Source organism: Leisingera daeponensis DSM 23529 (assembly GCF_000473145.1).
Taxonomy (GTDB): Bacteria; Pseudomonadota; Alphaproteobacteria; order Rhodobacterales; family Rhodobacteraceae; genus Leisingera; species Leisingera daeponensis.
This window is the reverse complement of record NZ_KI421500.1, coordinates 2,202,452-2,226,330: the sequence shown is the minus strand read 5'-3', so window position 1 is coordinate 2,226,330 and position 23,879 is coordinate 2,202,452. Positions and strand designations below refer to the sequence as shown.

Genomic DNA, 23,879 nt, shown 5'->3' with positions numbered 1-23,879 from the left:
CTGCCGCGGCAGGAATGGCGCATCGGATTTGCATCATTCAGCAGCGGAGACAGCAATGGTCCACCCCCTCATCACCCCGGAACATGTGGAGCAGTTCCAGCGCGACGGCGTGGTCCTGATCCGCGGCCTGTTTGCAGATCAGGTCGAACTGCTGCGCGCAGGCGTTGCGGCCAATATGGAAAACCCCGGCCCTTACGCGTCGAACAACGAAAAGGCCGGGCAGACCGGCCGGTTCTTCGATGATTACTGCAACTGGACCCGCATTCCCGAATTCCAGCAAGCGATTGAACAGTCCCCGGTTGCCGAAGTCGCCGCCGACCTGATGCGCTCCCGGTCAGTGCAAATGTTCCATGACCATGTTCTGGTCAAGGAGCCGGGCACCTCGATGGCGACCCCCTGGCACCAGGACGGCCCCTATTACTTCGTCGAGGGTGAGCAGACCATCAGCTTCTGGTCGCCGCTGGATGAGGTCAAAGAGGCCACCCTGCGCTGCGTGGCCGGCTCGCACAAATGGGAGAAGGAAGTGCTGCCGACCCGTTGGGTGTCGGAGGAGGACTTCTTCCCGGACGAGGGCCAGTACATGGCCGTCCCGGACCCGGATTCCGAGGGCATGACGGTGCTGGAGTACCCGATGCAGCCGGGCGATGCGGTGGCCTTCAACTACAAGACGCTGCACGGCGCCCGCGGCAATACCTCCGCCTCGCGCCGCCGCGCATTTTCGCTGCGGCTGGTGGGCGATGATGCCCGTTACGTGGAGCGTCCGGGCCGCACCTCGCCGCCGTTCCCGGGCCACGATATGAAGCCGGGCCAGCGCCTGCGCGAAGACTGGTTTCCGATCCTGCTGCAGCGGTGAGGGGGAGGGGGCGTTGCCCCCTCAGGCCTTTGGCCTTCACCCCCAGAGTATTTCGGGAAAGATGAAAGCCGCGCGCGCCTATTCCTTCAGGTCGCGGCGGATGCCCATGTTTTCGGCATTGGAGAAGGAGCAGGTCTTGCAGATGCCGAACTGCTTGAGGAAACCGCGCTTGCGGGCGCGCGCGGCCTCTTCTGAGCGGTAGGCTGCCAGGAAGCCGTCCTGCTCGACATTGGGCAGCTGGATCACTTGGTCGTAGTCGATGCAGCACAGCCCCAGATCGCCGTTCCAGAACACCACCGATTGAAACAGCGGCACCGTGCACAGCGCATGGCTGGTGTGGCGCGGGTGGCGGCGCAGTTTCTTCTGGCGCGGCAGGAAGTGGGCGAACTCGCGTTTCTGATCGGCAGAGGTGTACGAGCCGATCGAGAAGGTCTTGAACCGCACCCGGTCAAATCCCGCCTCGCGCGCCCAGGCTTCCATCTCGTCCATCTGCGGCTCGGAATAGCTGGTCAGCAGCGTCTGCAGCACGGTGACCGGGGTCTTGAAGCCCAGGTCTTTCTTGATCGTGAGGAATTCCTCGATGCTGGCCTTGACCTTATCGAAGTCGGAATTGACCCGGTAGGACTCCTGCGCCTCCTTGGAAAACCCGTCCATGCACAGGTTCACCCTCGCAAGGCCTGAGCGGATCAGCCGTTCGCTCATTTCGGGTGTCAGGCGGGTGGCGTTGGTCGACAGATAGGTGTCATGGCCGTTCTCATGCGCGTAAGCGATGAATTCGGGCAGGTCCTTGTGCAGCGTCGGCTCACCCGAGAAGCTGAAGTAGATCGCGGGTTTTTCCCGCTGGTCCTTGAAATCGTCGATGATCTTGCGGAACACATGCGGCTTCATCATGCCGCGCTTGCGGCTCATCGCAAAGGTGACGGGGCAGACCGGGCAGCGCAGGTTGCAGCTGTTGGTGGCGTCGATGATGATGATCTTGGGCGGACGGCGGAAAAAGGACAGCGGCAGCAGCCGGGCCATCAGATGCAGCGCCCGCTCATGCAGCCCGGGCGGCTTGGCGGGGAGGTCTGGCTGCGCGGTGTCCGGACGGAGGTCCGGCGCGGTGGCTTGATCTTTCATGCGACGATCTCCGCTGGGGCTGACACACCCTACCTTATAGCTCAGGGGATTGCAGACAACCTTTTGTCGCGTCACGGTTTGTGAGCTTTATGCGAGGCAGTTCAGCGCGGCGTCCACCGGAGCGTTGGTTTGGGGTCTGAGGGAGGAGAACTTCACAGGGCGTGAAGCTCATCCCGCATTTGCCGCTTGCGCGCAGCCCGGCGGCCGCGCGGCCGGAGTCTGGTGATCCGGCCGTCCGCGATGCGGCGAATGGCATCTGCCCGCCGTATGGCCGTGGTTATCCGTCGCGCCCCGGCTCGTTCGGATTGCTGGAGAAATGCGCGATCTTGTTGCCTTGCGGGCCGCGAAGATAGCCAACATAGAACAGCGGTCCGTAATCGGCGCGAAAGCCCGGCTGGCCCTCATCGGAGCCGCCTGCAAGAAGCGCGGCGGCGTGAGGCTCGCGCACCTGCTTTTGGGTGCGGCCTCGAAGGCGGTCATAGAGCCGTTGCCTGCCGAGGCCGGACGTCCACCAAGGGGCGGTTTGACGTAAAAGTCCGGCAGAGCGGGAGGCTGGCGCGGATTGGCCGGCAGCGTGTATCTCAGCCCCGCAGGCGCTTCTTCCAGCGCGTAGCCGGGGGGCTGGCAGGAACGCGGAAAAAAACCGTTCCGCGCGCGATATCATCCGCGCCGACAGTGAAATAGGCAATCATGCTTGGCGGTTCTTTCGGCAAGTCCGGTCCTTGCGGTGAGGCGTCCGCAGTATTGCAGCGCAATGCAGCATTCGTCACCGCAAACGGATACTGGCTGATGGTGAAAGAAGCGGGCTTCGTTGCGCGTGCGGTGAAAATCACGCCGTCCCGCCGGGCGGATCCGCAACCACGCGGCAGCGCAGGGCGGTTCATGAGGCCGGTGACCGCAGGGCGGCGATAAGCCTGCCGATTGCGGCTGAACTATCTGGTGCTTTTCATGAATGAAGATTTGGTGGAGCCTAGGGGAGTCGAACCCCTGACCTCTTGCATGCCATGCAAGCGCTCTCCCAACTGAGCTAAGGCCCCAAACCTGCCCGCTTTTCAGTGCCCGTTCCGTCTCCGGTGCGGCCCGTCTTGCGGTGTGAGCGTCGTTTACGGGACGGCGGCGCGGGCTGCAAGCGGAAAATGCGCCGGTGTCCGATTTTTTTCCGCCCCTTCCCGGAGCGCGGTCCGGGGAAGGCATTAGGCTCCCCCGAACGGCTTGAACTGCCTCAGGAATCGTCGTCCGGCGACGACATGTCGGCAATATCGTCCAGCGAGACGTTGTCGTCATCATCGTCATCGTCCAGGACATCATCGCCCAGATCGACATCGACGTCGTCGTCATCATCCAGGACCACGTCATCCGCGTCCAGGTTCTCTTTGGCCTTCAGGGTTGCCGCGTCTTCGGCATCCGCTTCAATCATCCGCGTTTTACCGGTGTCCAGCTCAACGACCTCGCCGGTGTAGGGGCTGATGATCGGGTTCTTGTTCAGGTCATAAAAGCGCTTGCCAGTGGTGGGGCAGACGCGCTTTACACCCCATTCTTCCTTGGGCATGTGGATCCCCTTGATTTACTGGTGAGTCGTATCGACGATTCCGGTGCCTTGCCATATGAGGGGGGCACTGTCAAAGCCAAAGCCTGGAAAGGGGCGCACGCATGGCCGAACATCACCTGCCCGGGGACCCGCCGGTGCCGCTGACCCTGCGCCGGTCTGCCCGGGCGCGGCGGATCAGCCTGCGGATTTCCTCGCTCGACGGGCGGGTGACGCTGACCCTGCCCAAAAGCCTGCCGGAACGGGCCGCGCTGGCGTTTGCCGAGGAAAAAGCCGACTGGATCCGAGGCCATCTGCAAAAGCACCCCGAGGCGGTGCAGGCGGAGTTCGGCGCCGTGCTGCCCATCGACGGCCAGAACCGGGTGATCGAGCTGGCCCAAGGGCGCCGCATCCAGCTGGAGGCGGGGCGGATTGCGGTGCCGGGGGACCGCCCGGCGCGGCCGCTGCAGCGCTACCTGAAGGAACTGGCGCGCAACCGTCTGGCAGAGGCGTCCGATTTCTATGCCGCGCGGCTGGGCAAGGGCTACAGCCGGCTGACCCTGCGCGACACCCGCTCGCGCTGGGGCTCCTGCACTGCCGACGGCGCGCTGATGTATTCCTGGCGGCTGATCCTGGCACCGCCTGCGGTGCTGCGCTACGTGGCCGCTCATGAGGTCGCGCATCTTGCGGAAATGAACCACTCGCAGGCGTTCTGGGACACGGTGGAGCGGATCCACGGGCGCTGGCAAGCCCCCCGCGCCTGGCTGCGGGAACACGGCGCCAGCCTGCACCGCTACCGGTTCGGCGAATAAACGCAGTGCTTTGCGGGCCGGGCTGCGCGGGCTAAGCTCGCGTCACGTTTCTGTTTCCAGTTGCCCCGGTTCCTGAGGCCAGCCCGTGCCAGACAAACCGCAAAGACGCCTTGCTGCCATCTTCGTGCTGGATATCGCCGGTTTCAGCCGCCTGATGGCCGAGGATGACGCCGGCACGCTGAACCAGGTTCTGGCGCAGCAGCAAAGTCTGATCGCCCCGGCGATCCGCCGCCGCCAGGGCCGGATCGTCAAGCTGATGGGCGACGGGGTACTGGCCATCTTTCCCAGCGTGATCTCGGCGGTGGAGGCCGCGGCGGAGGTTCAGGCCGGCGCCGCCCGCTACCGCCATCTGCAGCTGCGCATCGGAATTACCCTGGGGGAGGTGCTGATTGCCCAGGGCGATGTCTATGGCGACGACGTCAATATCGCCGCCCGGCTGGAGGCGCTGGCGCCGCTGGGCGGGGTGGCGCTGTCGGCTGCGGCTTACGCGCAGGTGCAGGGCCGCATCCCCTATACGTTTGAGGATATGGGTCTGCATGAGGTCAAGAACATTCCGCAGCCGGTGCATGTCTATGCGCTGGGGCAGGAGCTGACCTCGCTGCCCAGCCTGCGCCGCAGCCCGCCGGCGTCCAAGCCCAAGGCAGCCCGGCCGCACCGGGGGATGCGGCCTGCCGTGCTGCTTCTGGCGGGGAGCCTCGCCGCCGCCGCCGCTGCGGCCGGCCTCTGGGGCTGGCAGCAGGCGGCGCAGCAGAGCAGCGTTGCGGCGGTGATGCCCGGAACCCCGGCTGCCGCCGCCTTCGAGGGCCGCCCGGTGATCGCTGTCCTGCCCTTCACCGCCGGCAATCTGCAGCCCGCTATTGCCCGTTTGCTGTCAGAGGAGGTGATCCGCAGCCTGGCGCCGGCCGGGGGGATCCGCGTCATCGCGCCCGGCAGCGCCCGCGCCGCCGAGGGCCTGCTGCCGGCCGAGGCGGCTGCCCTTCTGGACGCGGATTTTGTCGTCAGCGGCCATTTGCCGGGCACCCTGCGCGACGGGGTGAGGCTGGAGATCCTCCAGGCCGGCACCGGGGCGGAGCCGCTCAGCATCCTGCCGCCGCAGCCGCAGGATTCGGTCTCCGGGCTTGCACCGTCGCTGGCGGCCAGTGTTGTCCGGTATTTCGGCAAGGCGCTGCCCGAACTTGCCCCCGGCGGCGCGGCAGATGACGCCGTCCTGAAGCTGTTCACCGCCCGCAGCCTGATGCAGCAAGGCGACCGCAGCGGCGCAGAGCAGGCCCTGCAGCGGGCGTTGCAGATGGCGCCGGACTGGCCGGAGGCGCAGGCGCTTGCTGCGCTGTGGCACCTGGACACGCTGACCGGCCCGCTCACGCACCTTCCGCATCGCGCTGCTGAGGCCGCGCAGATGACTGCGGGCTTGCCGCCAGGGGCCGCTGTGTTGCAGCTGCGGGCGCTGGCAGCACAATTCGCGGGCCAGTCCGGCGAGGCGCTGAAGCTCGCTGAAACCCTGGCGCAGGATTATCCCAATGACGCCTCCGGCCAGCTGACGCGTGCTTGGCTGCTGCATCTGGCGGGGCAGGGCGGTGCGGCGCAGAAAGTGCTGGATCAGACGCGCCGCCTCGACCCGTTGCCGCAGCCGGCCGTGCTGACCGTGCAGGCCGCCATCCGCCTCGCCGCCGGACAGGAGGCTGAGGCCGCCGCCGCCGCCGCCGAAGCCCTGGCGCTGGAACCCGCGGCTCAGCGCGCGCTGGTCCTGCACTGCGCCAGCCTCGCCGCCCTCGGCAGCTTCGAGGAGGCTGCAGCGGCCTGCGGCAGGCTTGCCGGGGCACCGCTGACGCTGGATCAGGCGTCGGCAGGGTTTCCCTACACCTCCCAGGCCCCGCTGCGGCGGCTGCGCACCGGTCTCAGCCTGGCCGGGATGTCCGGCCGCCCCTGACCGGTTGCGCGACCGCGAGGCGCACCGCTGCGCGCGGAACTGTCCGCTTGACCGGGGCGTGGTTTGTGATCACATGAGGGCATGAATCTGACTGCCCGCTCCTCCCAGGATGCCGCCTCTGCCTCCGTTCCGGCGCATGACCGTGTCTACCGGTCCCTGCGCACCCGCATCATGCACGGCGAAATCACACCCGGTGCCGCGCTCACCCTGCGTGGCATCGGCCGCGAGTTCGAGGTCTCGATGACGCCCGCGCGCGAAGCGGTGCGGCGGCTGGCTGCCGAAGGCGCGCTGTTCCTGTCCTCCTCGGGCCGGGTTTCGACGCCGGAACTCAGCAACGAGCGGATCGAGGAGCTCGCCGCCCTGCGTGCCCTGCTGGAGGTTGAACTGGCCAGCCGCGCCCTGCCGCGCGCGCATATCGCGCTGATCGACCGGCTGCAGATGATCAACACGACTGTGGCGGAGATGGTCTCGAAACGCGATGCGGTCGGCTATATCCGGACCAATCTGGAGTTCCACCGCACCCTCTACCTGCGCGCCCAGGCGCCGGCGATGCTGGCGATGGCGGAAACCGTCTGGCTGCAGCTCGGCCCCACCATGCGGGCGCTGTACGGCCGCCTGCGCCGCACCGACCCGCCGCAGAACCACCGGCTGATCATCGCGGCGCTTAAGGCTGGGGATGAACCGGGCCTGCGTCTGGCCGTGCGTTCCGACGTCACCCAGGGGCTTCGGTTGCTGGCAGGCTAGGTGCGGGCCTCAGCTTTTGTCCAGCGCCGCGCGCAGGGTTTCGGTTGCGCTGTCCGAGGCTTTCGGAACGATCCGGTACAGCGCATTGACCAAGCAGAACAGGGCGAACCCCAGCAGGCCAACGCAAAGCACGGTCACCAGGATACGGCCATATACCTTGTCATGCAGCCAGTCGAACGCGGTTCCGATACCGGCCTCAGGCGTGCCGGAGGCGGACAGGGCCGCCTGCAGAAGCAGTCCCCCGATAATGGCAATCACCACCCCATGCGCCGCCAGCCCGGCCTTCAGGGCGGTGTTCAGATGCAGGGTAACAGGATTGGCCCGCAGGTGGTTGCGATAGGATTCTTTCCACGCCTTGCGGATGTAATAGCCGCCGGCCCCAATCGTCACGATGCCCGCCACGGCCAGCACGGTCTGCCCGGCAGCACTGCTGAAATACCCGCCCAGGCCGCCGCCGCCGCCTTCCGAGGCGTCGCCAGAGCCGGTCAGAACCGACAGCGTCAGTATGCCAAGACCCAGATGGATCAGCCCGGTCACAATCATCCCGGCGCGCGCGATCAGCCCCTTCGCGCCGCTTCCATAGGCTTCGAGATCCCAGAAACTGTCCACCATGCGCCAGACCGCATAGGCAAACAGGCCGATGGTGATGAGGATGATAACCGCCGTGCCCCAGCCGCCCTGCAGCCATTCCAGCGCCTCCGCCGTGCCCTTGGCCTCGCCGCCCTGCCAGATTGAGCGCAGCGACACTCCGGCCACGGCCAGATAGACCAGCGCGCGTCCCGCATATCCGGCTCGCATGATCGGCACTGCCCAGGCGAAGTCCTCCGGGTCCACATCCTGCAGGCGCTTGCGGCGGGCGTCATTGAAAAAGCTGTCGGTTGTCATGGCATCAAATCCCGGCTGGGCAAAGGGAGGGCTCTCCCTGACTCAATGCGCCAAACCCGGATTTGTTCCCGCGCCCCTGCCGTGGCGGCGGCCGTGCCCTGAAACGGCAAAGCCCGGCACAGCGGCCGGGCTTTCAAATTCAACAGACCGTCCAGGCCGTTACGCCGCCAGCCCTTTGGAGCCGATGTCCAGGAACTTCTGGCGCCGGTCCTTGACCAGCGCGGCTGCGTCCTTGTCCTTCAGCTCGTCCAGCATCTCCTGGATGGCGCCGCCCACAGCCTTGATCGCCGCCTTGGGATCACGGTGCGCGCCGCCCAGCGGTTCCGGGATGATCCGGTCGTTGACGCCCAGCTTGTTCAGATCCTGCGCCGTCAGCCGCAGCGCCTCCGCCGCTTCGCGCATCTTCTCCGCATCCTTCCACAGGATCGAGGCGCAGCCTTCGGGGCTGATGACGGAGTAGATCGAATGCTCCAGCATCGCCACCCGGTTCGCCGTGGCAAAGGCCACCGCGCCGCCAGAGCCGCCTTCGCCGATGATCACCGAGATCAGCGGCACGCCGATCTTCAGGCACATCTCGGTCGAGCGCGCGATGGCTTCCGACTGGCCGCGTTCCTCGGCGCCTTTGCCGGGGTAGGCGCCGGCCGTGTCCACCAGGGTGATCACCGGCAGCTTGAACCGGCTGGCCATCTCCATCAGCCGCACCGCTTTGCGGTAGCCCTCGGGACGGGCCATGCCGAAATTGCGCTCGATCCGGGATTTGGTGTCGCTGCCCTTCTCATGGCCGATCACCATCACCGGCTGGTCGTTGAACCGGGCCAGCCCGCCCATCACTGCCAGGTCATCGGCAAAGTTCCGGTCGCCGGCCAGCGGCGTGTACTCGGTGAACAGCGCCTCGATGTAATCCTTGCAATGAGGGCGTTCGGGATGGCGCGCCACCTGGCATTTGCGCCAGGGCGTCAGGTTCTTGTAGAGGTCCTTCAGCAGCTGCGCCGCCTTGGCGTCCAGCGCCTTGGCCTCATCCGCCACATCCATTTCCTCATTCGCGCGCGCCAGCGCCCGCAGCTCTTCCGCCTTGCCCTCGATTTCGGCCAGCGGTTTTTCGAATTCCAGATACTGGGTCATGTTGCCTCTGCTCTGCAGGTTTGCAGCTATATGGCCTTCTGCGCCGCAAGATGCAACTCAGCAAGAGCCGGGATCACCGGCCCGGGCGCCAGAGGCTGCCACCGCGCGGCCGCGGCAGGCACCGCCAAGCACAACGGGCCGGGCAGGGGGCCGCCCCGCATCATTGCGGCCAGATCACCGGATACAGCGAGGCCACCAGCAGCGCTGCCATGGTCCAGTTGAACAGCACCAGGCGGCGCGGGCTGGTCAGGAACCGCGCCATCTGCTGGCCCAGCACCGTCCAGGAGCCGACCGAGGGCAGGTTGATGGCGCCAAACACCACACCCACCAGCACGATCGCCGCCAGAGTCTGATCGGGCGTATAGGCGCTGATCGCCGTCAGGGCCATCGCCCAGGCCTTGGGGTTCACCCATTGAAACGCCGCCGCCTGCAGAAACGTCATCGGACGCCCCTCAGCCCCCTTCGCCTTCACCGGTGCGGCATGGGCGATTTTCCAGGCGAGCCACAGCAGATAGGCGACCGACACCACCTTCAGCACGATGTAGCTGACCGGGAAGGCATCAAACACCTGCACCAGCCCGGCCCCCACCAAGAGCACCATGAACACGAACCCCAGCGCCACCCCCAGCATATGCGGGATGGTGCGGCGGAAGCCGAAATTGGCGCCGGAGGCCATCAGCATCAGGTTGTTCGGCCCCGGCGTGATCGAGGAGACAAAAGCAAACAGTGACAGCGCGGTGAGGAGTTCATAAGTCATGCGCAAAATCATTGCGCCAAACCTGCCAAATGAAATTGCGTTTAACTGCGTTTTGCGTCTATTTTCGCAATCAATGGCGAAGAATGACAAAATAAACCAGCAGATATTGCAGGAACTCACTCGCGACGGCCGCATCAGCAATCTTGAGCTGGCAGAGCGCGTGGGCCTGTCCCCCTCCGCCTGCCTGCGCCGGGTGCAGGAGCTGGAGCGCGCGGGGGTGATCACCGGCTACCGCGCGGTGCTGGACCGGCAGAAGCTGGGGGTGGGGTTTGCCACCTATATCGGCGTCGGCCTGGGGGAGCACACCAAGGAAGCGCAGGAAGCTTTCGAGCGCGCCATGCAGGCGGCGCCGGAGGTGGTCGAATGCCACAATATCACCGGCACCATCGAATACCTGCTGCGCGTCGAATGCGCCGACCTGCCGAGCTACAAGCGGTTCCACACCGACATCCTCGGCACCTCGCCCTATGTCACTGCAATCACCACCTATGTGGTGATGGGCTCGCCCAAGGATCTGCGGGCGTGACCGCTGCGCGGCTGGAATCTTGAGTATTTGGGGAAAGATGAAGCGCAGCAGCCTTTCATCTTTCCTCAAATACTCACTGCGCAACGGGAGCCGCGGGCGCGCGGCTGCGGGTGTTGCGCCTCCGGCGTGCGCTGCTCTCACCCGATCTTAAGCCGCCCGTGGCAGTCTTGGCCCCGGTCGCGATCACCCGCCGGGGCTTGGCTCCCCGGCTCCCTTGGAACCGGACTCCCGCCTGGCAGCGGGGCCGTGCAGAGACAACGTTTAGCACGCGGGCGGATACGCCCGTCCATCTCCGCCATTCTGGCGGCGCCGCCAGTCCTTAACGCCTTCGCTGAACCGGAACATGGCAACAGGCAAATACGGAACAGACACACCGGCAGGGCAGTGGCCTTGGCCGGCGGTTTTTGCGCGCCCCGCCTGGGGGCGTTACCCGTCCCGCAGCAGCGCCCGCATCGCAATCTCCGGCGAGGCCAGAACCGGCACCTCTGTCTTCTCCCGCAGCAGCTCTGCCGCCCCGGCCATCGAGGCTTGCGCCAGCACCACACAAGCAAAATCCATCGTCCCCAGCGCTTGGGAAACATCCCTGGCAACAGCCACGGCAAAACCGGCGCTGTCCCCGGCCTCGAACAGCGGCCAATGCTGGCCCAGAAGCAGGGGTGTCAGCTGCGGATCGTGCGCCCCAAACGCCCGCCGCAGCAGCGCCTCCGAGGGTTCTGCGGTGCTCTGCAGGCAATAGGCCATCAGCACCGGCCCGCCGATGCGCGCGGCCTCTTGCATCATCGGCCAGTCGATGCGGGTGGCGCCGGCCGCCTCCGCCGCCGGGCCGAGGGTGGTGCAGGTGCACAAGACCGGCCCGTCAACTGCGGCGACCGCAGCGGCAATCTCTGCTTCAAGGGCGGCATCAATCCCGTCCTGCGCCCGGTCCAGCCAGTCGGCGCGCACCTGCTGGTCCAGATCCGCTGCGGGCGCCAGGGCACGAAAGGTTGCCACATGCACTTCAGCCGTATGCAGCAAGGTCAAATCCGGCATCTCTTCCTCCTGCCAAAAAGGGCGCCCCCGCGGGACGCCCTTAAAACCTTCACGCGCGGACCGGCGTCAGCTGCCCGCGATCAGCTCGGCCTGCGCCACAATCACCTCAGCCTGCTTGATCGAGGCGATATCGACAAGACGGCCCTTGTAGACGGTAGCGCCGGCACCCGACGCCTTGGCCTCTTCCATCGCCGCCAGGATCTCGCGGGCTTCTGCCACCGCTTCCTCGGACGGGGTGAACACCTGATTGGCCAGCGCGATCTGGCTGGGGTGAATCGCCCATTTGCCGACCATGCCCAGCGTCGCCGAACGCTTGGCCTGGGCGATATAGCCTTCCTCGTCGGAGAAATCGCCGAACGGGCCGTCCACCGGCAGGATGCCGTGGGTGCGGCAGGCGGCAACAATCGCGGCCTGGGCCCAATGCCAGGGATCGGACCAATGCTTCTGGCCCTCGCGGATCATGTAATAGTTCTCCTGGGTGCCGCCGATGCCGGTGGTCTGCATTCCCATCGAGGCGGCGAAATCCGCAGCGCCCAGGCTCATCGCCTGCAGGCGGGGGGAGGATTTGGCGATCTCTTCCACATGGGCGATGCCTGCCGCGGATTCGATGATCACCTCAAAGGACACCGGCTTGGTGCGGCCCTTGGCGCGTTCAATCGCAGTGACCAGCGCGTCCACAGCATAAACATCCTCGGCGCAGCCCACCTTGGGGATCATGATCTGGTCAAGCCGGTCGCCGGCCTGCTCCAGAATGTCCACCACGTCCCGGTACCAGTAGGGCGTGTCGAGCCCGTTGATCCGCACCGACAGGTACTTGTTGCCCCAGTCCACGTTGTTGATCGCCTCGATCACATTGGCGCGGGCCTGATCCTTGTCGCTGGGCGCCACCGAATCCTCCAGGTCGAGGTTGATGACATCCGCCGCCGAGGCCGCCATCTTTTCGAACAGCTTCACTTTGGAGCCGGGGCCGAACAGCTGGCAGCGGTTGGGGCGCGCCGGGGCGGCGGGCTGGATGCGGAAGCTCATGTGGCAATCCTCCGGGTAATGACATTTCAATTCTGCTGGGGTGAAGTGTTAGAAAGTTGCGCTGGCATGTGCAAGGGAATTTTGCGGTTGCAGAAACCACCGCTGCGGCGCGGCGTGCCCCGGCTGTCGTCTAAATTTATGTCAGCAATTGTGACCTTTTTTGCATCTTTTCGATTTCGGCTTTGTTTTGCTTGAGAAATCAGGCGCGCCCGGTGCCGGAACAGCCTGATGAAATGCCGAAAACGGCTGTCTGAGCGGGGTCTTTTTTGCCGAGTCCATCCCTTGGGACGCGAATCCTGCGGGAAGGCGTAATTTTATGTCTCTAATACTGACCTAATGAAGATTTCTTCGAATAGTACGTGTTCACGCAGGAAAATCTTGCGCCATGTGGCGCAAATACGGCGTATTTCGTATGAACTTGTGCAGGAATCTCCGCAAACTCACCGGCAAGAGTGAGAAGGAAACCCGCCATGATCGAAACCCCTTATCTGCTGTTCCTGGGCGATGCGCCCGACATGCTGGCCGCCAAAGTTGCCATCGGCATCCGTGACTGGCGCCCCGACCACGCCGTTGGCCAGATCTCCCTGCCGGGCTGCGGCGCGGACCTGGGCCTAAAGGAAATGACCCTGGCCGAGGCAAAGGAAGCCGGCGCCAAGACCCTGGTGATCGGCGTCGCCAACCGCGGCGGCGTGATCTCGCCCGCGTGGAAAGAGGTGCTGATCGCGGCGCTGGAGATGGGGTATGACCTGGCGTCCGGCCTGCACAACCTGCTGCGCGACGAAGGCGACCTGGTGGCCGCGGCCCAGACCCACGGCGGCACCCTGCACGACGTGCGCGTGCCCACCGTCGGCTATCCGATTGCCAACGGCAAGAACCGCACCGGCAAGCGCTGCCTGGCAGTTGGCACCGACTGCTCGGTCGGCAAGATGTACACCGCTCTGGCGATGGACGCGGAAATGCAGAAGCGCGGCATGAAGTCGACCTTCCGCGCCACCGGCCAGACCGGCATCCTGATCACCGGCCACGGCGTGCCGCTGGACGCGGTCATCGCCGACTTCATGGCAGGGGCGATCGAATACCTGACCCCGGACAACGACGACGACCACTGGGATCTGATCGAGGGCCAGGGCTCGCTGTTCCATATCTCCTACTCGGGCGTCACTATGGCGCTGGTGCACGGCGGCCAGCCGGACGCGCTGATCCTGTGCCACGAGCCGACCCGCACCCATATGCGCGGCCTGCCGGACTATGACGTGCCAACCCTGGAGGAGCTGCGCGAGGTAGCCCTGCCGCTGGCGCAACGCGCCAACCCGGCCTGCAAGGTGGTTGGCGTCTCGGTCAACACCCAGCATCTGTCCGAGGACGAGGCAGTGAAATACCTCTCTGAGGTCGAAGAGCGCATGGGCCTGCCCGCCGTCGATCCCTACCGCCACGGCGCCGGCCGCCTGGTGGACGCGCTGGCCGCGGTCTGATCTAACAGCCCCGCCGGAGGTGCTCAGGCGCTATCCGGGATGCCTCCGGCGGGAGAATTTTTGGAAAGATGAAAAGGCAGGTGCCCCGGTTGCCGGGCATCGCGCCAAGGCCCGCCGCCGCGGCGCGCGGGGCCGCAGGAAAGGGCAGTTTCATGAACATCACCGTCACCCCGGACGTCTTCAAACTGGCGCAGGTCTTCACCATCTCGCGCGGCTCGCGCACCGAGGCCAAGGTGCTGACCGTGCGGGTAGAGAAGGACGGCGTCACCGGCTGGGGCGAATGCGTGCCCTATGCCCGCTACAACGAGACGCTGGAGAGCGTGGCCGCCGAGATCGAGGGGCTGCCCGCCGATTTCACCCGCGAGGAGCTGCAATCGCTTCTGCCTGCCGGGGCCGCCCGCAACGCGGTCGATTGCGCGCTGTGGGATCTGGAGGCGAAACAGGCCGGGAAGCGGGTCTGGGAGCTGGCGGGCTTGCCGGAGCCGGGGCCTGAGATCACCGCCTACACGCTGTCGCTCGATACCCCTGAGAAGATGCAGGCGCAGGCGGCGGAGAACGCCCACCGGCCGCTGTTGAAGATAAAGCTCGGCACTCCCGATGACATGCCGCGCCTGGAGGCAGTGCGCGCCGGTGCGCCGGAGGCGAAGATCATCATTGACGCCAATGAGGGCTGGTCGGCTGAGGTTTACGCTGAGCTGGCGCCGCATCTGCTGCGCCTCGGCGTGGAACTGGTGGAGCAGCCGCTGCCCGCGGGCGAGGATGAGGCCCTGATCGGGATGGCGCGCCCGGTGCCGGTCTGCGCGGACGAAAGCTGCCATGACCGTGACAGTCTGCCCGGCCTCAAGGGTAAATACGACGTGGTCAACATCAAGCTGGACAAGACCGGCGGTCTCACCGAGGCGCTGAAGCTGCGCGAGGCGGCGCTCGCCGAGGGCTATCAGGTGATGGTCGGCTGCATGGTCGGATCCTCGCTGGCGATGGCGCCCGCGACGCTTGTGGCGCAGGGTGCGGCGGTAACGGATCTTGACGGCCCGCTCTTGCTGGCCGAAGACCGCGAGGAACCTTTGACATTTGACGCTGAGGGCGTGCATCCGCCCAAGGCTGCCCTGTGGGGTTGAGGAGACAACAATGACCCGTACCGTTTATGTGAATGGCGAATACCTGCCCGAAGGTGAAGCCAAGGTTTCGATCTTTGACCGCGGCTTTCTGTTCGCCGATGCGGTTTATGAGGTGACCTCGGTTCTTGACGGCAAGCTGATCGACTTTGAAGGTCATGCCGTGCGCCTGGAGCGCTCCCTGAAAGAGCTGGACATGACCTCGCCCTGCTCCAAGGAGGAGCTGTTGGAGATCCACCGAAAGCTGGTGGAGCTGAACGGCATCGAAGAGGGCCTGGTGTACCTGCAGGTCTCCCGCGGCTCCGACGGCGACCGGGATTTTGTGTTTCCCTCCGCGGACACCCCGCCGTCGCTGGTGCTGTTCACCCAGAACAAGCCGGGCCTGGCCGACAGCCCGGCCGCGCAAAAGGGCGCCAAGGTGATTTCGATCGAGGACATCCGCTGGGGCCGCCGCGACATCAAGACGGTGCAGCTTCTGTACCCCTCGATGGGCAAGATGATGGCCAAGAAGGCGGGCTGCGATGACGCCTGGCTGGTCGAGGACGGCTATGTGACCGAGGGGACCTCCAACAACGCCTATTACGTCAAGAACGGCAAGATCGTGACCCGGCCGCTCAGCAACGACATCCTGCACGGCATCACCCGCGCCGCGGTGCTGCGGCTGGCGGCGGAAGCGCAGATGGAGATCGAAGAGCGCCTGTTCACCATCGAGGAGGCCAAGGAAGCCGATGAGGCCTTCACCACCTCCGCCAGCGCCTTTGTGATGCCGGTGGTGGAGATCGACGGCGTGCAGCTGGGCGACGGCACTCCGGGCCCTATCGCGAAGCGCCTGCGCGAGATCTACCTGGAAGAAAGCCGCAAGAAAGCCGTCTGAGGCGTCTGCCGGCACGGATTGGAAAGCCGCCCCGGTGTGGGCGGCTTTTTCGCGTTTCGGGGAATCATGCGGCGCGATGCTGGGCGGTAAAATTGCGTGAAAAGCGCGCGATCCGGGCTGCCGGGCAGGGGTATTGTTTTAGTCTCGTCAACAATCGCCGCCGCGCTGCGCCACTGTCGCCGGAAGCCGGTGCTTCCACTCCGGATTTTAACTAATTTTATACAAAATGGGCGCGTCAACGGCGAAATAGGATAGTCTGGATTTCAGTTGAAGAGGCGCCGGGGGACGGGCCGCCTGCCAGAGTAACAAGCCGCGGAGGTGCCAGATGGAACAGTGTTATCAGCCGGAACTGGGTCAGATGATGGCGGCGCAGGCTGCGGAGCCCAGCGACATCGAAATTCTTGCAGCCGTCCGCCGGGTGCTGACCGCAGAGGTGGTGGAGCACCCCGATTATGCGCAGCCTCCTGCTGGCGGGGGCTGGTTTGCCGGGTCGCTGGCGGCCCGGCTGGTTGGCAGGTTCCGCGGCTAGGCGCGCATCCGGGGGGGAGCGCGCCCGGCTGCGGAACGGCCGCCGGTTATTGTTTAAGGAATTTCAAACGCAGGCCGCCCCGTTCGGGCGGCCTTTTTTGCCTCCGGCGGGAATTTTCCTGCTGCCCGTCGCAGAAGGCAGGCACGGCGGCGGAATGTGCTAGTCTGGGGCGGTTAACCAGGCTGGGAGGGGCGCAGATGCTGAGCCGGATTTGGAGACTGCTGGCAGCGGTGCTGATTGCCGCGCCCGCGGCGGCAGCGGCACAATCGGCGGGGTGCGGCGGCGAAATCCCCTGTCAGGTCGCGGGCGGTGAATACCGCATTGCCTTGCCGGCGGGCTGGCAGGGCGGACCCGCCGTGATGTTTCTGCACGGCTACGGCAGCAGCGGCGCCAAGGTCATCGCGAACACCGGGCTGGTCAAGGCCTTCACCGGGCGCGGCTATGCGGTGATTGCCCCCAGCGGCCTGCCGTGGAGGCAGGGCAAGCCCGCGGACTGGTCCGTGCGCGACGGCTGGAACACCTATCCCCGCAATGACCTGGCCTTTCTGCGCGCGGTGCTGGCGGATGCTGCGGCGAATGCGGGCGTCGACCCGGACCGCCTGCTGCTGAGCGGGTTTTCCCGCGGCGGGTCGATGGTCTGGGAGGTGGCCTGCTTGGCGCCTGGCTTTGCCGCCGCCTATGCCGCGGTGTCGGGCGGGTTCTGGCTGCCGATGACGCAGGAGTGCAAGGGCCCGGTGCAGCTGCTGCATATCCATGGTTTTGCCGACACCGTCGTGCCGCTGGAAGGCCGCGCGATCCCGGACTCTGAGGCGGGGATCGTGCAGGGCGATATCTGGCAGGGGCTGCAGCTGTGGCGGCGGCAGAACAGCTGCCCCAGCAACGCCGCAGGCCATGAGGCCGCAGGCGGCGTCTGGCGCAAGCGCTGGGAGTGCAAGGCCGGCGGGCTGGAGCTGATCCTGCACCAAGGCGGCCATGGCCTGCCCAAGGGCTGGAGCGCCATGGCGCTGGACTGGTTCGAAGGCCTGGAGCGCTAAGCGGGACGGGGCAGGGATGCCCCGCCGGGCTTTGCGGTTAGCCGCCCTGCGTCAACCGCTGCCTGAAGAACGCCAGGATATCATCCCGCGCCTGCAGGGTCGGGTGGCCTGCCTCATCCACCAGATGCGCGGTGACCACGCTGTGCGGGGTGGGGACATGCTTGGCAAAGAACGGCGGAACCTCTGTGGCGGCAGCGCTGTCCGGCAGGGTTCGGGCGTCGAACCGGTCCCCCAGCGCCCCGGCGTAGGCCGCAAACCGCTGCGCCTGGCAGAAGGCGTCGCCCTGAAACCGGTAGGCGAGCACGGTGAGGTCCTCACGCTCCAGCCGCTCGCGCACCGCAGCCAGTTCCCCGGCCGGGCTTTCCAGACCGGCGGGGGCGTCCAGCGGCAGCGAGGGCTGCGCCAGGACTGGTGCCAGCATCGAGGGTTCCAGCATCATCGAGAGGGCGAAATTGCCGGTAAAGCACATGCCGATGGCGCCGGTGCCGGGGCCGCCGCATTCGCCATGAGCCAACCGCGCCAGCGCCCGCAGCCACCGGGTGACGGGGCTGGCGCCGCCGCCCGCAAAGGCGCGGAACTCGGCACTGACGCATGCACGGCGGAACACCTCTGCGCCGTCCTCCGCCGTGGCCACAGCACCGTCGCGCCCGAACAGCGAGGGCATATAGACGGTGAAGCCCGCATCGCGCACCCAGCGGGCAAAGCGGGCCACATGCGGGCTGATCCCGGGCATTTCCGCCATTACGATTACCGCCGGGCCCTTGCCGCACACATGCACGGTTTTTTCCGCATTGTTGAGAGTGATCCGGCGCGGTTCGAAATCCTCGAGCGCGTCATCCTGGTCCATCGGGTGCGGGGTCATCGGGGCTGTCCTTTCTGCCTGCGAATCTAAGTCTCAATTTTGAACCCAGATAGAAATCCCCTATCTGGGTCCGCATGTCAAACTCAGCCTCTGATTCCCGTGAAACCCCGCCCGCCGTCCGCCGCCGCGCCCTGGTGCCCAAGGAGCAGTGCCCGATGGCCTTGGCCGCCGAAATCCTTGGCGACCGCTGGACGCTGCTGATCCTGCGGGAAGCATTCTATGGCGTCTGCCGCTATGACGACATGCGCGAAGACCTGAAGGCGCCGCGATCGACGCTGACGGACCGGCTGAACAGTCTGGTGGCAGGGGGGATACTGGAGAGACAGCCCTATCAGGAGGCGGGCGACCGGGTGCGCCAGGCCTATGTGCTGACTGAGGCCGGGCGCGGATTGGCGCTGACCTTCCTGGCGCTGACGCAATGGGGGGAGGCGCAAGTGACCGGCGGCGCAGCGCCGGTCGGGGTGGTGGACCGCGAGACCGGCGCACCGCTGCGCGTGGCATTGGTGGATGCGGAGGGCGCGCCGATTGATCCTGCGCGCGCAGCGTTGCGGCTGAGGCGCTGAGGCGGCGGCCGTTCCACCTCTTTTCACCTTTGGTCAAATACTCCGGGGTGAATTGGCCGTCAGGCCAAGAGGGGCAGCGCCCCTGACGCCGCTTACTGCTTGTCGGTCACGTTTTCCTTGAACGCCACCTCGAAGGCCGCCTGTTTCTCGGCGCTGGCCTCGGTCTGGTAGCTGGCTTTCCACTCATCCATGGTCATGCCGTAGTAGATCTCGCGCGCCTCGGTCTTGTCCATCTCGATGCCGCGCTCATTGGCGGCTTCCTGGTACCAGCGCGCCAGGCAGTTGCGGCAGAAGCCGGCCATGTTCATCAGGTCGATGTTCTGCACATCGGTGCGGTCTTCCATCAGGTGTTTTTGCAGGCGGCGGAAGGCGGCGGCCTGGATTTCGATCTCGGTTTGCTTGTCCATAACAGAAAGTCCTCGGGTCATCGGCGCGTTTGCGCACAGGCCTAGCAGCCGCGGCGGGGGCGGGCAATGGCGGGCTGCGGTCAGATCAGCTGCAGCGCCAGCCACGGCCCCAGCGCGGTGGCGAAGATCAAGATCTTATAGGTGCCAAGCCAGCGGTAGAAAGTGAGGCTGACGTCCGCGGGCGCCAGCCCGAACAGGCGGGCGTGCAGCCCGGCGGCCCAGTCGTGCATCAGCATGAGGAGGAGGGCGGACAGGGTGAGCAGGCCGATGTGCAGCACGGTCAGCCAGCCGAAAAAGGCAGAGAGGGCTTCCTGGGTCATGACGGCTCCCTTCCCGGAAAATACCGCGTTTCCGTTACAGATATGGGGGCGGGGGGCCGGTTCGGCAACGCCGGGCCGGTTTCCGTCTCCGCATCAGAGACCGGAGGCGTCCAGCGCCCGGGGCAGGATGCGGGCCAGGCGCTCGGCCCAGGCGTGCTGGCCCTTGTGTTCGGCAATCAGGTCATTGCGCAGCTCGACCAGCGTGTTGGGGCGGCCGGGTTTGGTGGCGTGGGTCTCAATCGCGTCGCCGGGCAGGTGGCCGGTGTAGGGCTCATTGACGCCGACACACAGTCCGTCCTCGCGGTTCAGTTCCTCAATCACGAAGGGCGAGAACCGCTCTCCCTCGGGGAACAGGATGCCGATCTCCCAGGGCCGGGGCGGGCGGCCGCGCAGCTGGCGGGTGAAGCTGTGGACCGAGACGATCACCGTGCGCGGCCGTTCCGCCAGCCGCGCCAAGGCGCGGTGGTAGGGGCGGTAGCAGGTTTCCAGCCGCTCCTTCAGCTCTGCCGCGCCCGCGTGGCGGTTGGCGGGGATGATGGTGCCGTCGTAGAGCTTCATCAGCAGGGTCGGATCATCCTCGCCGCGGTTGGGGTCGATCACCAGGCGGGAGAAGTTCGAGGCCACCACCGGAGCGTCCAGCATCTCGCCCAGAAGTTTCGACACCTCGTAGGCGCCGACGTCATAGGCGATGTGGCGCTCCATATCCGCGCGCGGGAGGCCCAGGTCGCCGCCGCCGGCAAAGGGCGGCACAACATTGGTCGCATGGTCGCAGGTGATCAGCCAGCGGGCGGGGCGGTCGGCGCCGTGCACGAAAAAGGGTGTATATGTCATGGACCTGTCATCTTTTGGTGACGGCTATTTAGGGGAGTTGCGGGAAAATGGGAATTAGGGGATAAGCAGCCCAACGCTGTTTGCGATAACATATTTTCAGGTCCGGAGGAGTAGACCCCGATGAAACGCTCGCGCAATGTCAAGATTGTCGCCACCCTGGGGCCGGCTTCGGAAACCTATGAGACGATCCGCGCCCTGCATGAGGCCGGCGCTGATGTGTTCCGGCTGAACATGTCGCACGGCAGCCACCCGGAGATTGCCGAAAAGCACAAGATCATCCGGCAGGTGGAAAGGGACCTGGACAGCCCGATTGCCATTCTGGCGGACCTGCAGGGGCCGAAACTGCGGGTGGGGGTGTTTGCCAACGGGGCCGAGGAGCTGGAGGAGGGAGCCAAGTTCCGCCTCGACCTGGATGAGGCGGAGGGCGATGCGGCCCGCGTGTGCCTGCCGCATCCCGAGATCTTTCAGGCGCTGGAGCCGGGCGCGCATCTCTTGGTCAATGACGGCAAGATCCGCCTGGTGGTGGACGCCTGCGGCCCGGATTTTGCCGACTGCACGGTGGAGACCGGCGGCACGATTTCCAACCGCAAGGGGGTGAACGTGCCGGACGTGGTGCTGCCGCTGGCCGCCCTGTCGGAGAAGGACCGGGCGGACCTGGAATTTGTCTGCAATCTGGGCGTCGACTGGCTGGCGCTGTCTTTCGTGCAGCGGGCCAAGGACGTCTATGAGGCGCGCACGCTGGCTGATGGCCGCGCTGCGGTGCTGTCGAAGATCGAAAAGCCGCAGGCGGTGGAGGATTTCGAGGCCATCCTGGATGCCTCCGACGGGATCATGGTCGCGCGCGGCGATCTGGGCGTGGAACTGCCGGTCGCAGCGGTGCCGCCGATCCAGAAGCGTCTGGTGCGCAAGTGCCGGGCTGCCGCCAAGCCGGTGATCGTGGCAACCCAGATGCTTGAAAGCATGATCGAAAGCCCGATGCCGACCCGGGCCGAAGTCTCTGACGTGGCGACCGCCATCTATGAGGGCGCCGATGCGGTGATGCTGAGCGCCGAGAGCGCGGCCGGCCAGTATCCGGTGCAGGCGGTGCAGACCATGGACAAGGTGGCGATCGAGGTGGAGGCCGACCCGACCTATACCCAGATCATCGCCGCCTCGCGCTCTGCCAAGGGCACCACGGTGGCCGATGGCATCGTCGCCGCGGCGCGGGAGATTGCGGAGAAGACCGAGATCAAGGCGATCTGCTGTTTCACCCAATCGGGCACCACCGCGCTGCTGACCGCGCGCGAGCGTCCCGGCGTGCCGATCATCGCGATGACCCCGGTCAGCGCCACCGCACGGCGGCTGTGCCTCAGTTGGGGCTGCCATTGCGTGATGACGCCGGAACTGGACCGCTTCAAGGGTGCGGTCGTGAATGCAGCGCGGGCGGCGCGCGCGGGCGGCTATGCCGGCGACAGCGACCAGATCGTGGTCACCGCAGGCGTGCCGTTCAACGTGCCGGGCACCACCAACATCCTGCGCATCGCCCCCTGCGACGAGCGGCTGATCTACAGCACCGATCCGGAGTAACCGCCCCCCGTTTGGCGGGCTGATTGCCGGGGGCGTGGCGCCCCCGGTGCTGCTGCATTGAGCGGGCGGTGCCCAACCGCTCGCCTGCGCCTGGGCGGCAAGGCCCGGCTGGGATGCCGGCAAACACGGGCCGGGGGCGATTTTCCGGGGTCAGGGGCGCTTATTGCGGAGATTCCGCTTGCCCCCCGTGTGAGGTTTGCTTAAAGGGCAGCTCTGTTCCGCGCGGCCGGCCGTCGAGGCATGCCGAGTCGCGCGTCTAGCGAACCCGCATTGAAGGAGACGGAAATGCCCAAGATGAAGACAAAATCGAGCGCCAAAAAGCGCTTCAAGGTGACTGCGACCGGCAAGGTCATCGCAGGTCAGGCCGGCAAGCGCCACGGCATGATCAAACGCACCAAGAAATTCATCCGTGACGCCCGCGGCACCACGGTTCTGTCGGCCCCCGACGCAAAGATCGTCAAGGGCTTCATGCCCTACGACCGCTAAGAGGAGATCTGAGATATGTCCCGCGTTAAAGGTGGTACCACGACTCACGCCCGTCACAAGAAGGTCATCAAGGCAGCCAAAGGTTACTATGGCCGCCGCAAGAATACCTTCAAGGTTGCCCGCCAGGCCGTCGACAAGGCGAACCAGTACGCAACCCGCGACCGTAAGAACCGCAAGCGCAACTTCCGCGCGCTGTGGATCCAGCGGATCAACGCAGCCGTCCGTTCGCACGACGAAGCGCTGACCTACTCCCGCTTCATCAACGGCCTGACCCTGGCCGGTATTGAAGTGGACCGTAAGGTTCTGGCCGACCTGGCCGTGCATGAGCCCGAAGCCTTCGGTGCGATCGTGCGCCAGGCACAGGACGCGCTGGCAGCCTAAGGCTCCAGACGGATCTGAATTCGGAAAAGGCCGCCCTGTCCGGGGCGGCCTTTTTTGTTGCGGGGCGCTGTCGGCGGCGGAGCCCTAGCTGCATTCCACGATCATCAGGCCGGTGGTTTCATCCAGCCGTGTTGAAACGCGGTCCGCAGGCAGGTTCGCGCAATAGCCGTTCAGATCATAGTACCCAGCCAGGTTGGCGAAGGAATGCTCGTCGACCAGGCGGTAGTTGATTGCGTTATTCCCGGATGGAATGAACACGCTTTTTTCCGGGTTTCCATCGGGTGAGATAATGTCGCCCCGGGTGACTTCCAGATAGGCCCAGGCGTGTTCTGGCACGCTGATCTTCTGGGTTGTCTTGTTTGCGAGCACTTCTTCAAAGTCCCGGCCGATCGTGGTTTGGGAGGACCACTTGTACGCGTATTCGGTTTCCACCGAGGCGGTGACGTAATAGGTGCCGGAAACGGACGCGCTGGTTGTCACGCTGTGGGTCTGGGACAGCGCGCGTTCGTAGGATTCCGTTTTGCGGGAGGCAACTTCGGTATATTCGGTGAGCTCCATACCGGGGGTGATCGCTCCAACAATGGCGGTGACGTCCCGGGCAAGGACCGTGCTGCTGCTGTAGCCCACCACGCAAACGGCATCGAGTGAATCGAGGAAGTTCCCGCTGCTGCCGCCCAGGGCGATCACAAGCAGCTCCTCCCGGGAACAGCCCAGTTCCGCGGACAGCAGTTTTTCGTCGTTCAGGATGCCGCCATGAAGTGTTGTGCCGTCTGTAAAATAGAATTTGAGCCCGCTGAGAAAGCTGTCGCGTATGTCGTAGCCGATATCCTGGACGAGAATATCCGGCGACAGAGTGACCGAGTCGCCCATACCGCCGCCCTCGCCGCCGTGGCGCGCGCCGTTGAGGAAAATGGCGTCAATCAGAGTGCCGGTTTTCAGGCGCAACTCGCGCAGGGAAACAGGATCGAACCGGCCGCCGCCGCCGCCGCCCATGTGGTGCTTGACGATCTTGCCGCCGCTCTCTTTGAGTTCCTTGATCTCGTTCTGGGAAAATACCGGAAGTTCCTTGCTGAATGCGCCGTCCATTGCAAACCCTTTCGATGAATAGTGAACA

26 protein-coding genes, 1 tRNA gene and 1 pseudogene are annotated in these 23,879 nt (G+C 65.5%); 14 read left to right on the top strand and 14 right to left on the bottom strand.

Going from position 1 to position 23,879, the window contains the following annotated elements; translation table 11 throughout:
• Window positions 1-55 precede the first annotated feature (55 nt).
• The gene (locus DAEP_RS0111320; protein WP_027244727.1) at window positions 56-853 is read left to right on the top strand and encodes a phytanoyl-CoA dioxygenase family protein; all 798 of its coding nucleotides are present in this window, start codon (window positions 56-58) and stop codon (window positions 851-853) included.
• A gap of 78 nt (window positions 854-931) precedes the next feature.
• Here DAEP_RS0111320 and DAEP_RS0111315 read toward each other — a convergent pair whose 3' ends face one another.
• From DAEP_RS0111315 to DAEP_RS0111295, 4 genes and pseudogenes are all read right to left on the bottom strand, one after another.
• Entirely contained in the window at window positions 932-1,972 is a 1,041-nt protein-coding gene (locus tag DAEP_RS0111315) for a radical SAM/SPASM domain-containing protein (RefSeq protein ID WP_027244726.1), read from the bottom strand.
• A 277-nt stretch (window positions 1,973-2,249) separates the two neighbouring features.
• Window positions 2,250-2,664: pseudogene (locus tag DAEP_RS23590) on the bottom strand (VOC family protein).
• A 269-nt stretch (window positions 2,665-2,933) separates the two neighbouring features.
• A tRNA-Ala gene (locus DAEP_RS0111300) sits at window positions 2,934-3,009 on the bottom strand.
• 185 nt (window positions 3,010-3,194) lie between these two features.
• Window positions 3,195-3,521 (bottom strand): TIGR02300 family protein, encoded by a 327-nt coding sequence (locus DAEP_RS0111295; protein WP_008556048.1) that lies wholly within the window; start codon window positions 3,519-3,521, stop codon window positions 3,195-3,197.
• Window positions 3,522-3,622: 101 nt separating this feature from the next.
• On the opposite strand from DAEP_RS0111295, the gene DAEP_RS0111290 reads away from it, so the two are divergent.
• The 3 genes from DAEP_RS0111290 to DAEP_RS0111280 all read left to right on the top strand — a co-directional run bounded on the left by DAEP_RS0111290 (window position 3,623) and on the right by DAEP_RS0111280 (window position 6,980).
• Window positions 3,623-4,309, top strand: coding sequence for a M48 family metallopeptidase (locus DAEP_RS0111290; protein WP_027244723.1), 687 nt, complete (start codon window positions 3,623-3,625; stop codon window positions 4,307-4,309).
• A 124-nt stretch (window positions 4,310-4,433) separates the two neighbouring features.
• Window positions 4,434-6,236, top strand: a complete 1,803-nt coding sequence (locus DAEP_RS0111285) for an adenylate/guanylate cyclase domain-containing protein (protein ID WP_245595084.1) — start codon at window positions 4,434-4,436, stop codon at window positions 6,234-6,236.
• Between the two features lie 81 nt (window positions 6,237-6,317).
• On the top strand, window positions 6,318-6,980 hold the full coding sequence (locus DAEP_RS0111280; protein WP_008556941.1) for a GntR family transcriptional regulator: 663 nt from the start codon (window positions 6,318-6,320) through the stop codon (window positions 6,978-6,980).
• A 9-nt stretch (window positions 6,981-6,989) separates the two neighbouring features.
• On the opposite strand, the gene DAEP_RS0111275 is transcribed toward DAEP_RS0111280, so the two are convergent.
• From DAEP_RS0111275 to DAEP_RS0111265, 3 genes are all read right to left on the bottom strand, one after another.
• Window positions 6,990-7,865, bottom strand: coding sequence for a DUF1206 domain-containing protein (locus DAEP_RS0111275; RefSeq protein ID WP_027244721.1), 876 nt, complete (start codon window positions 7,863-7,865; stop codon window positions 6,990-6,992).
• Between the two features lie 159 nt (window positions 7,866-8,024).
• Window positions 8,025-8,987, bottom strand: a complete 963-nt coding sequence (locus DAEP_RS0111270) for an acetyl-CoA carboxylase carboxyltransferase subunit alpha (RefSeq protein ID WP_008555478.1) — start codon at window positions 8,985-8,987, stop codon at window positions 8,025-8,027.
• 160 nt (window positions 8,988-9,147) lie between these two features.
• Window positions 9,148-9,744 carry a LysE family translocator gene (locus DAEP_RS0111265; protein WP_027244720.1) on the bottom strand — a complete coding sequence of 199 codons (597 nt, stop codon included), beginning with the start codon at window positions 9,742-9,744 and terminating at the stop codon, window positions 9,148-9,150.
• A gap of 73 nt (window positions 9,745-9,817) precedes the next feature.
• Here DAEP_RS0111265 and DAEP_RS0111260 point away from each other — a divergent pair, with 73 nt between their 5' ends.
• Entirely contained in the window at window positions 9,818-10,270 is a 453-nt protein-coding gene (locus DAEP_RS0111260) for an Lrp/AsnC family transcriptional regulator (protein ID WP_027235288.1), read from the top strand.
• 426 nt (window positions 10,271-10,696) lie between these two features.
• On the opposite strand, the gene DAEP_RS0111255 is transcribed toward DAEP_RS0111260, so the two are convergent.
• Together DAEP_RS0111255 and DAEP_RS0111250 are read right to left on the bottom strand one after the other, a co-directional pair.
• On the bottom strand, window positions 10,697-11,299 hold the full coding sequence (locus tag DAEP_RS0111255; RefSeq protein WP_027244719.1) for a hypothetical protein: 603 nt from the start codon (window positions 11,297-11,299) through the stop codon (window positions 10,697-10,699).
• Window positions 11,300-11,365: 66 nt separating this feature from the next.
• Entirely contained in the window at window positions 11,366-12,325 is a 960-nt protein-coding gene (locus DAEP_RS0111250) for an L-malyl-CoA/beta-methylmalyl-CoA lyase (RefSeq protein ID WP_027244718.1), read from the bottom strand.
• A 470-nt stretch (window positions 12,326-12,795) separates the two neighbouring features.
• Between DAEP_RS0111250 and dgcN the strand changes: the two genes are divergently transcribed.
• The 5 genes from dgcN to DAEP_RS0111225 all read left to right on the top strand — a co-directional run bounded on the left by dgcN (window position 12,796) and on the right by DAEP_RS0111225 (window position 17,349).
• Window positions 12,796-13,797: an N-acetyltransferase DgcN gene (gene dgcN, locus DAEP_RS0111245; RefSeq protein ID WP_008557835.1), complete on the top strand. Its 1,002-nt coding sequence runs from the start codon at window positions 12,796-12,798 to the stop codon at window positions 13,795-13,797.
• Window positions 13,798-13,949: 152 nt separating this feature from the next.
• Window positions 13,950-14,915 (top strand): N-acetyl-D-Glu racemase DgcA, encoded by a 966-nt coding sequence (gene dgcA, locus DAEP_RS0111240; RefSeq protein WP_027244717.1) that lies wholly within the window; start codon window positions 13,950-13,952, stop codon window positions 14,913-14,915.
• A 10-nt stretch (window positions 14,916-14,925) separates the two neighbouring features.
• Entirely contained in the window at window positions 14,926-15,786 is an 861-nt protein-coding gene (locus tag DAEP_RS0111235) for a D-amino-acid transaminase (protein WP_027244716.1), read from the top strand.
• A 325-nt stretch (window positions 15,787-16,111) separates the two neighbouring features.
• Window positions 16,112-16,315 carry a hypothetical protein gene (locus DAEP_RS0111230; protein ID WP_027244715.1) on the top strand — a complete coding sequence of 68 codons (204 nt, stop codon included), beginning with the start codon at window positions 16,112-16,114 and terminating at the stop codon, window positions 16,313-16,315.
• Between the two features lie 197 nt (window positions 16,316-16,512).
• Window positions 16,513-17,349, top strand: coding sequence for a CE1 family esterase (locus DAEP_RS0111225; RefSeq protein WP_027244714.1), 837 nt, complete (start codon window positions 16,513-16,515; stop codon window positions 17,347-17,349).
• A 37-nt stretch (window positions 17,350-17,386) separates the two neighbouring features.
• On the opposite strand, the gene DAEP_RS0111220 is transcribed toward DAEP_RS0111225, so the two are convergent.
• Complete coding sequence (locus tag DAEP_RS0111220) at window positions 17,387-18,211, bottom strand: dienelactone hydrolase family protein (protein ID WP_027244713.1); 825 nt, start codon at window positions 18,209-18,211, stop codon at window positions 17,387-17,389.
• A 74-nt stretch (window positions 18,212-18,285) separates the two neighbouring features.
• On the opposite strand from DAEP_RS0111220, the gene DAEP_RS0111215 reads away from it, so the two are divergent.
• A complete protein-coding gene (locus DAEP_RS0111215) occupies window positions 18,286-18,774 on the top strand; it encodes a winged helix-turn-helix transcriptional regulator (protein ID WP_245595083.1) in 489 nt (162 codons plus the stop codon).
• Between the two features lie 92 nt (window positions 18,775-18,866).
• Here the strand turns inward: DAEP_RS0111215 and DAEP_RS0111210 are convergent, their stop codons facing one another.
• The 3 genes from DAEP_RS0111210 to DAEP_RS0111200 all read right to left on the bottom strand — a co-directional run bounded on the left by DAEP_RS0111210 (window position 18,867) and on the right by DAEP_RS0111200 (window position 20,332).
• Entirely contained in the window at window positions 18,867-19,181 is a 315-nt protein-coding gene (locus DAEP_RS0111210; protein ID WP_008556105.1) for a DUF1244 domain-containing protein, read from the bottom strand.
• 80 nt (window positions 19,182-19,261) lie between these two features.
• Window positions 19,262-19,501, bottom strand: coding sequence for a DUF6868 family protein (locus DAEP_RS0111205; RefSeq protein ID WP_008553553.1), 240 nt, complete (start codon window positions 19,499-19,501; stop codon window positions 19,262-19,264).
• A 93-nt stretch (window positions 19,502-19,594) separates the two neighbouring features.
• A complete protein-coding gene (locus tag DAEP_RS0111200; protein WP_027244711.1) occupies window positions 19,595-20,332 on the bottom strand; it encodes an N-formylglutamate amidohydrolase in 738 nt (245 codons plus the stop codon).
• Window positions 20,333-20,452: 120 nt separating this feature from the next.
• Between DAEP_RS0111200 and pyk the strand changes: the two genes are divergently transcribed.
• The 3 genes from pyk (at window position 20,453) to rplT (ending at window position 22,765) form a co-directional block, all read left to right on the top strand.
• Window positions 20,453-21,898: a pyruvate kinase gene (pyk, locus tag DAEP_RS0111195; RefSeq protein WP_027244710.1), complete on the top strand. Its 1,446-nt coding sequence runs from the start codon at window positions 20,453-20,455 to the stop codon at window positions 21,896-21,898.
• Between the two features lie 285 nt (window positions 21,899-22,183).
• A complete protein-coding gene (gene rpmI / locus DAEP_RS0111190) occupies window positions 22,184-22,384 on the top strand; it encodes a 50S ribosomal protein L35 (protein ID WP_008557770.1) in 201 nt (66 codons plus the stop codon).
• A gap of 15 nt (window positions 22,385-22,399) precedes the next feature.
• Window positions 22,400-22,765 carry a 50S ribosomal protein L20 gene (rplT, locus tag DAEP_RS0111185; RefSeq protein WP_008557989.1) on the top strand — a complete coding sequence of 122 codons (366 nt, stop codon included), beginning with the start codon at window positions 22,400-22,402 and terminating at the stop codon, window positions 22,763-22,765.
• A gap of 84 nt (window positions 22,766-22,849) precedes the next feature.
• Here the strand turns inward: rplT and DAEP_RS0111180 are convergent, their stop codons facing one another.
• Complete coding sequence (locus DAEP_RS0111180; RefSeq protein WP_027244709.1) at window positions 22,850-23,851, bottom strand: hypothetical protein; 1,002 nt, start codon at window positions 23,849-23,851, stop codon at window positions 22,850-22,852.
• Window positions 23,852-23,879 lie beyond the last annotated feature (28 nt).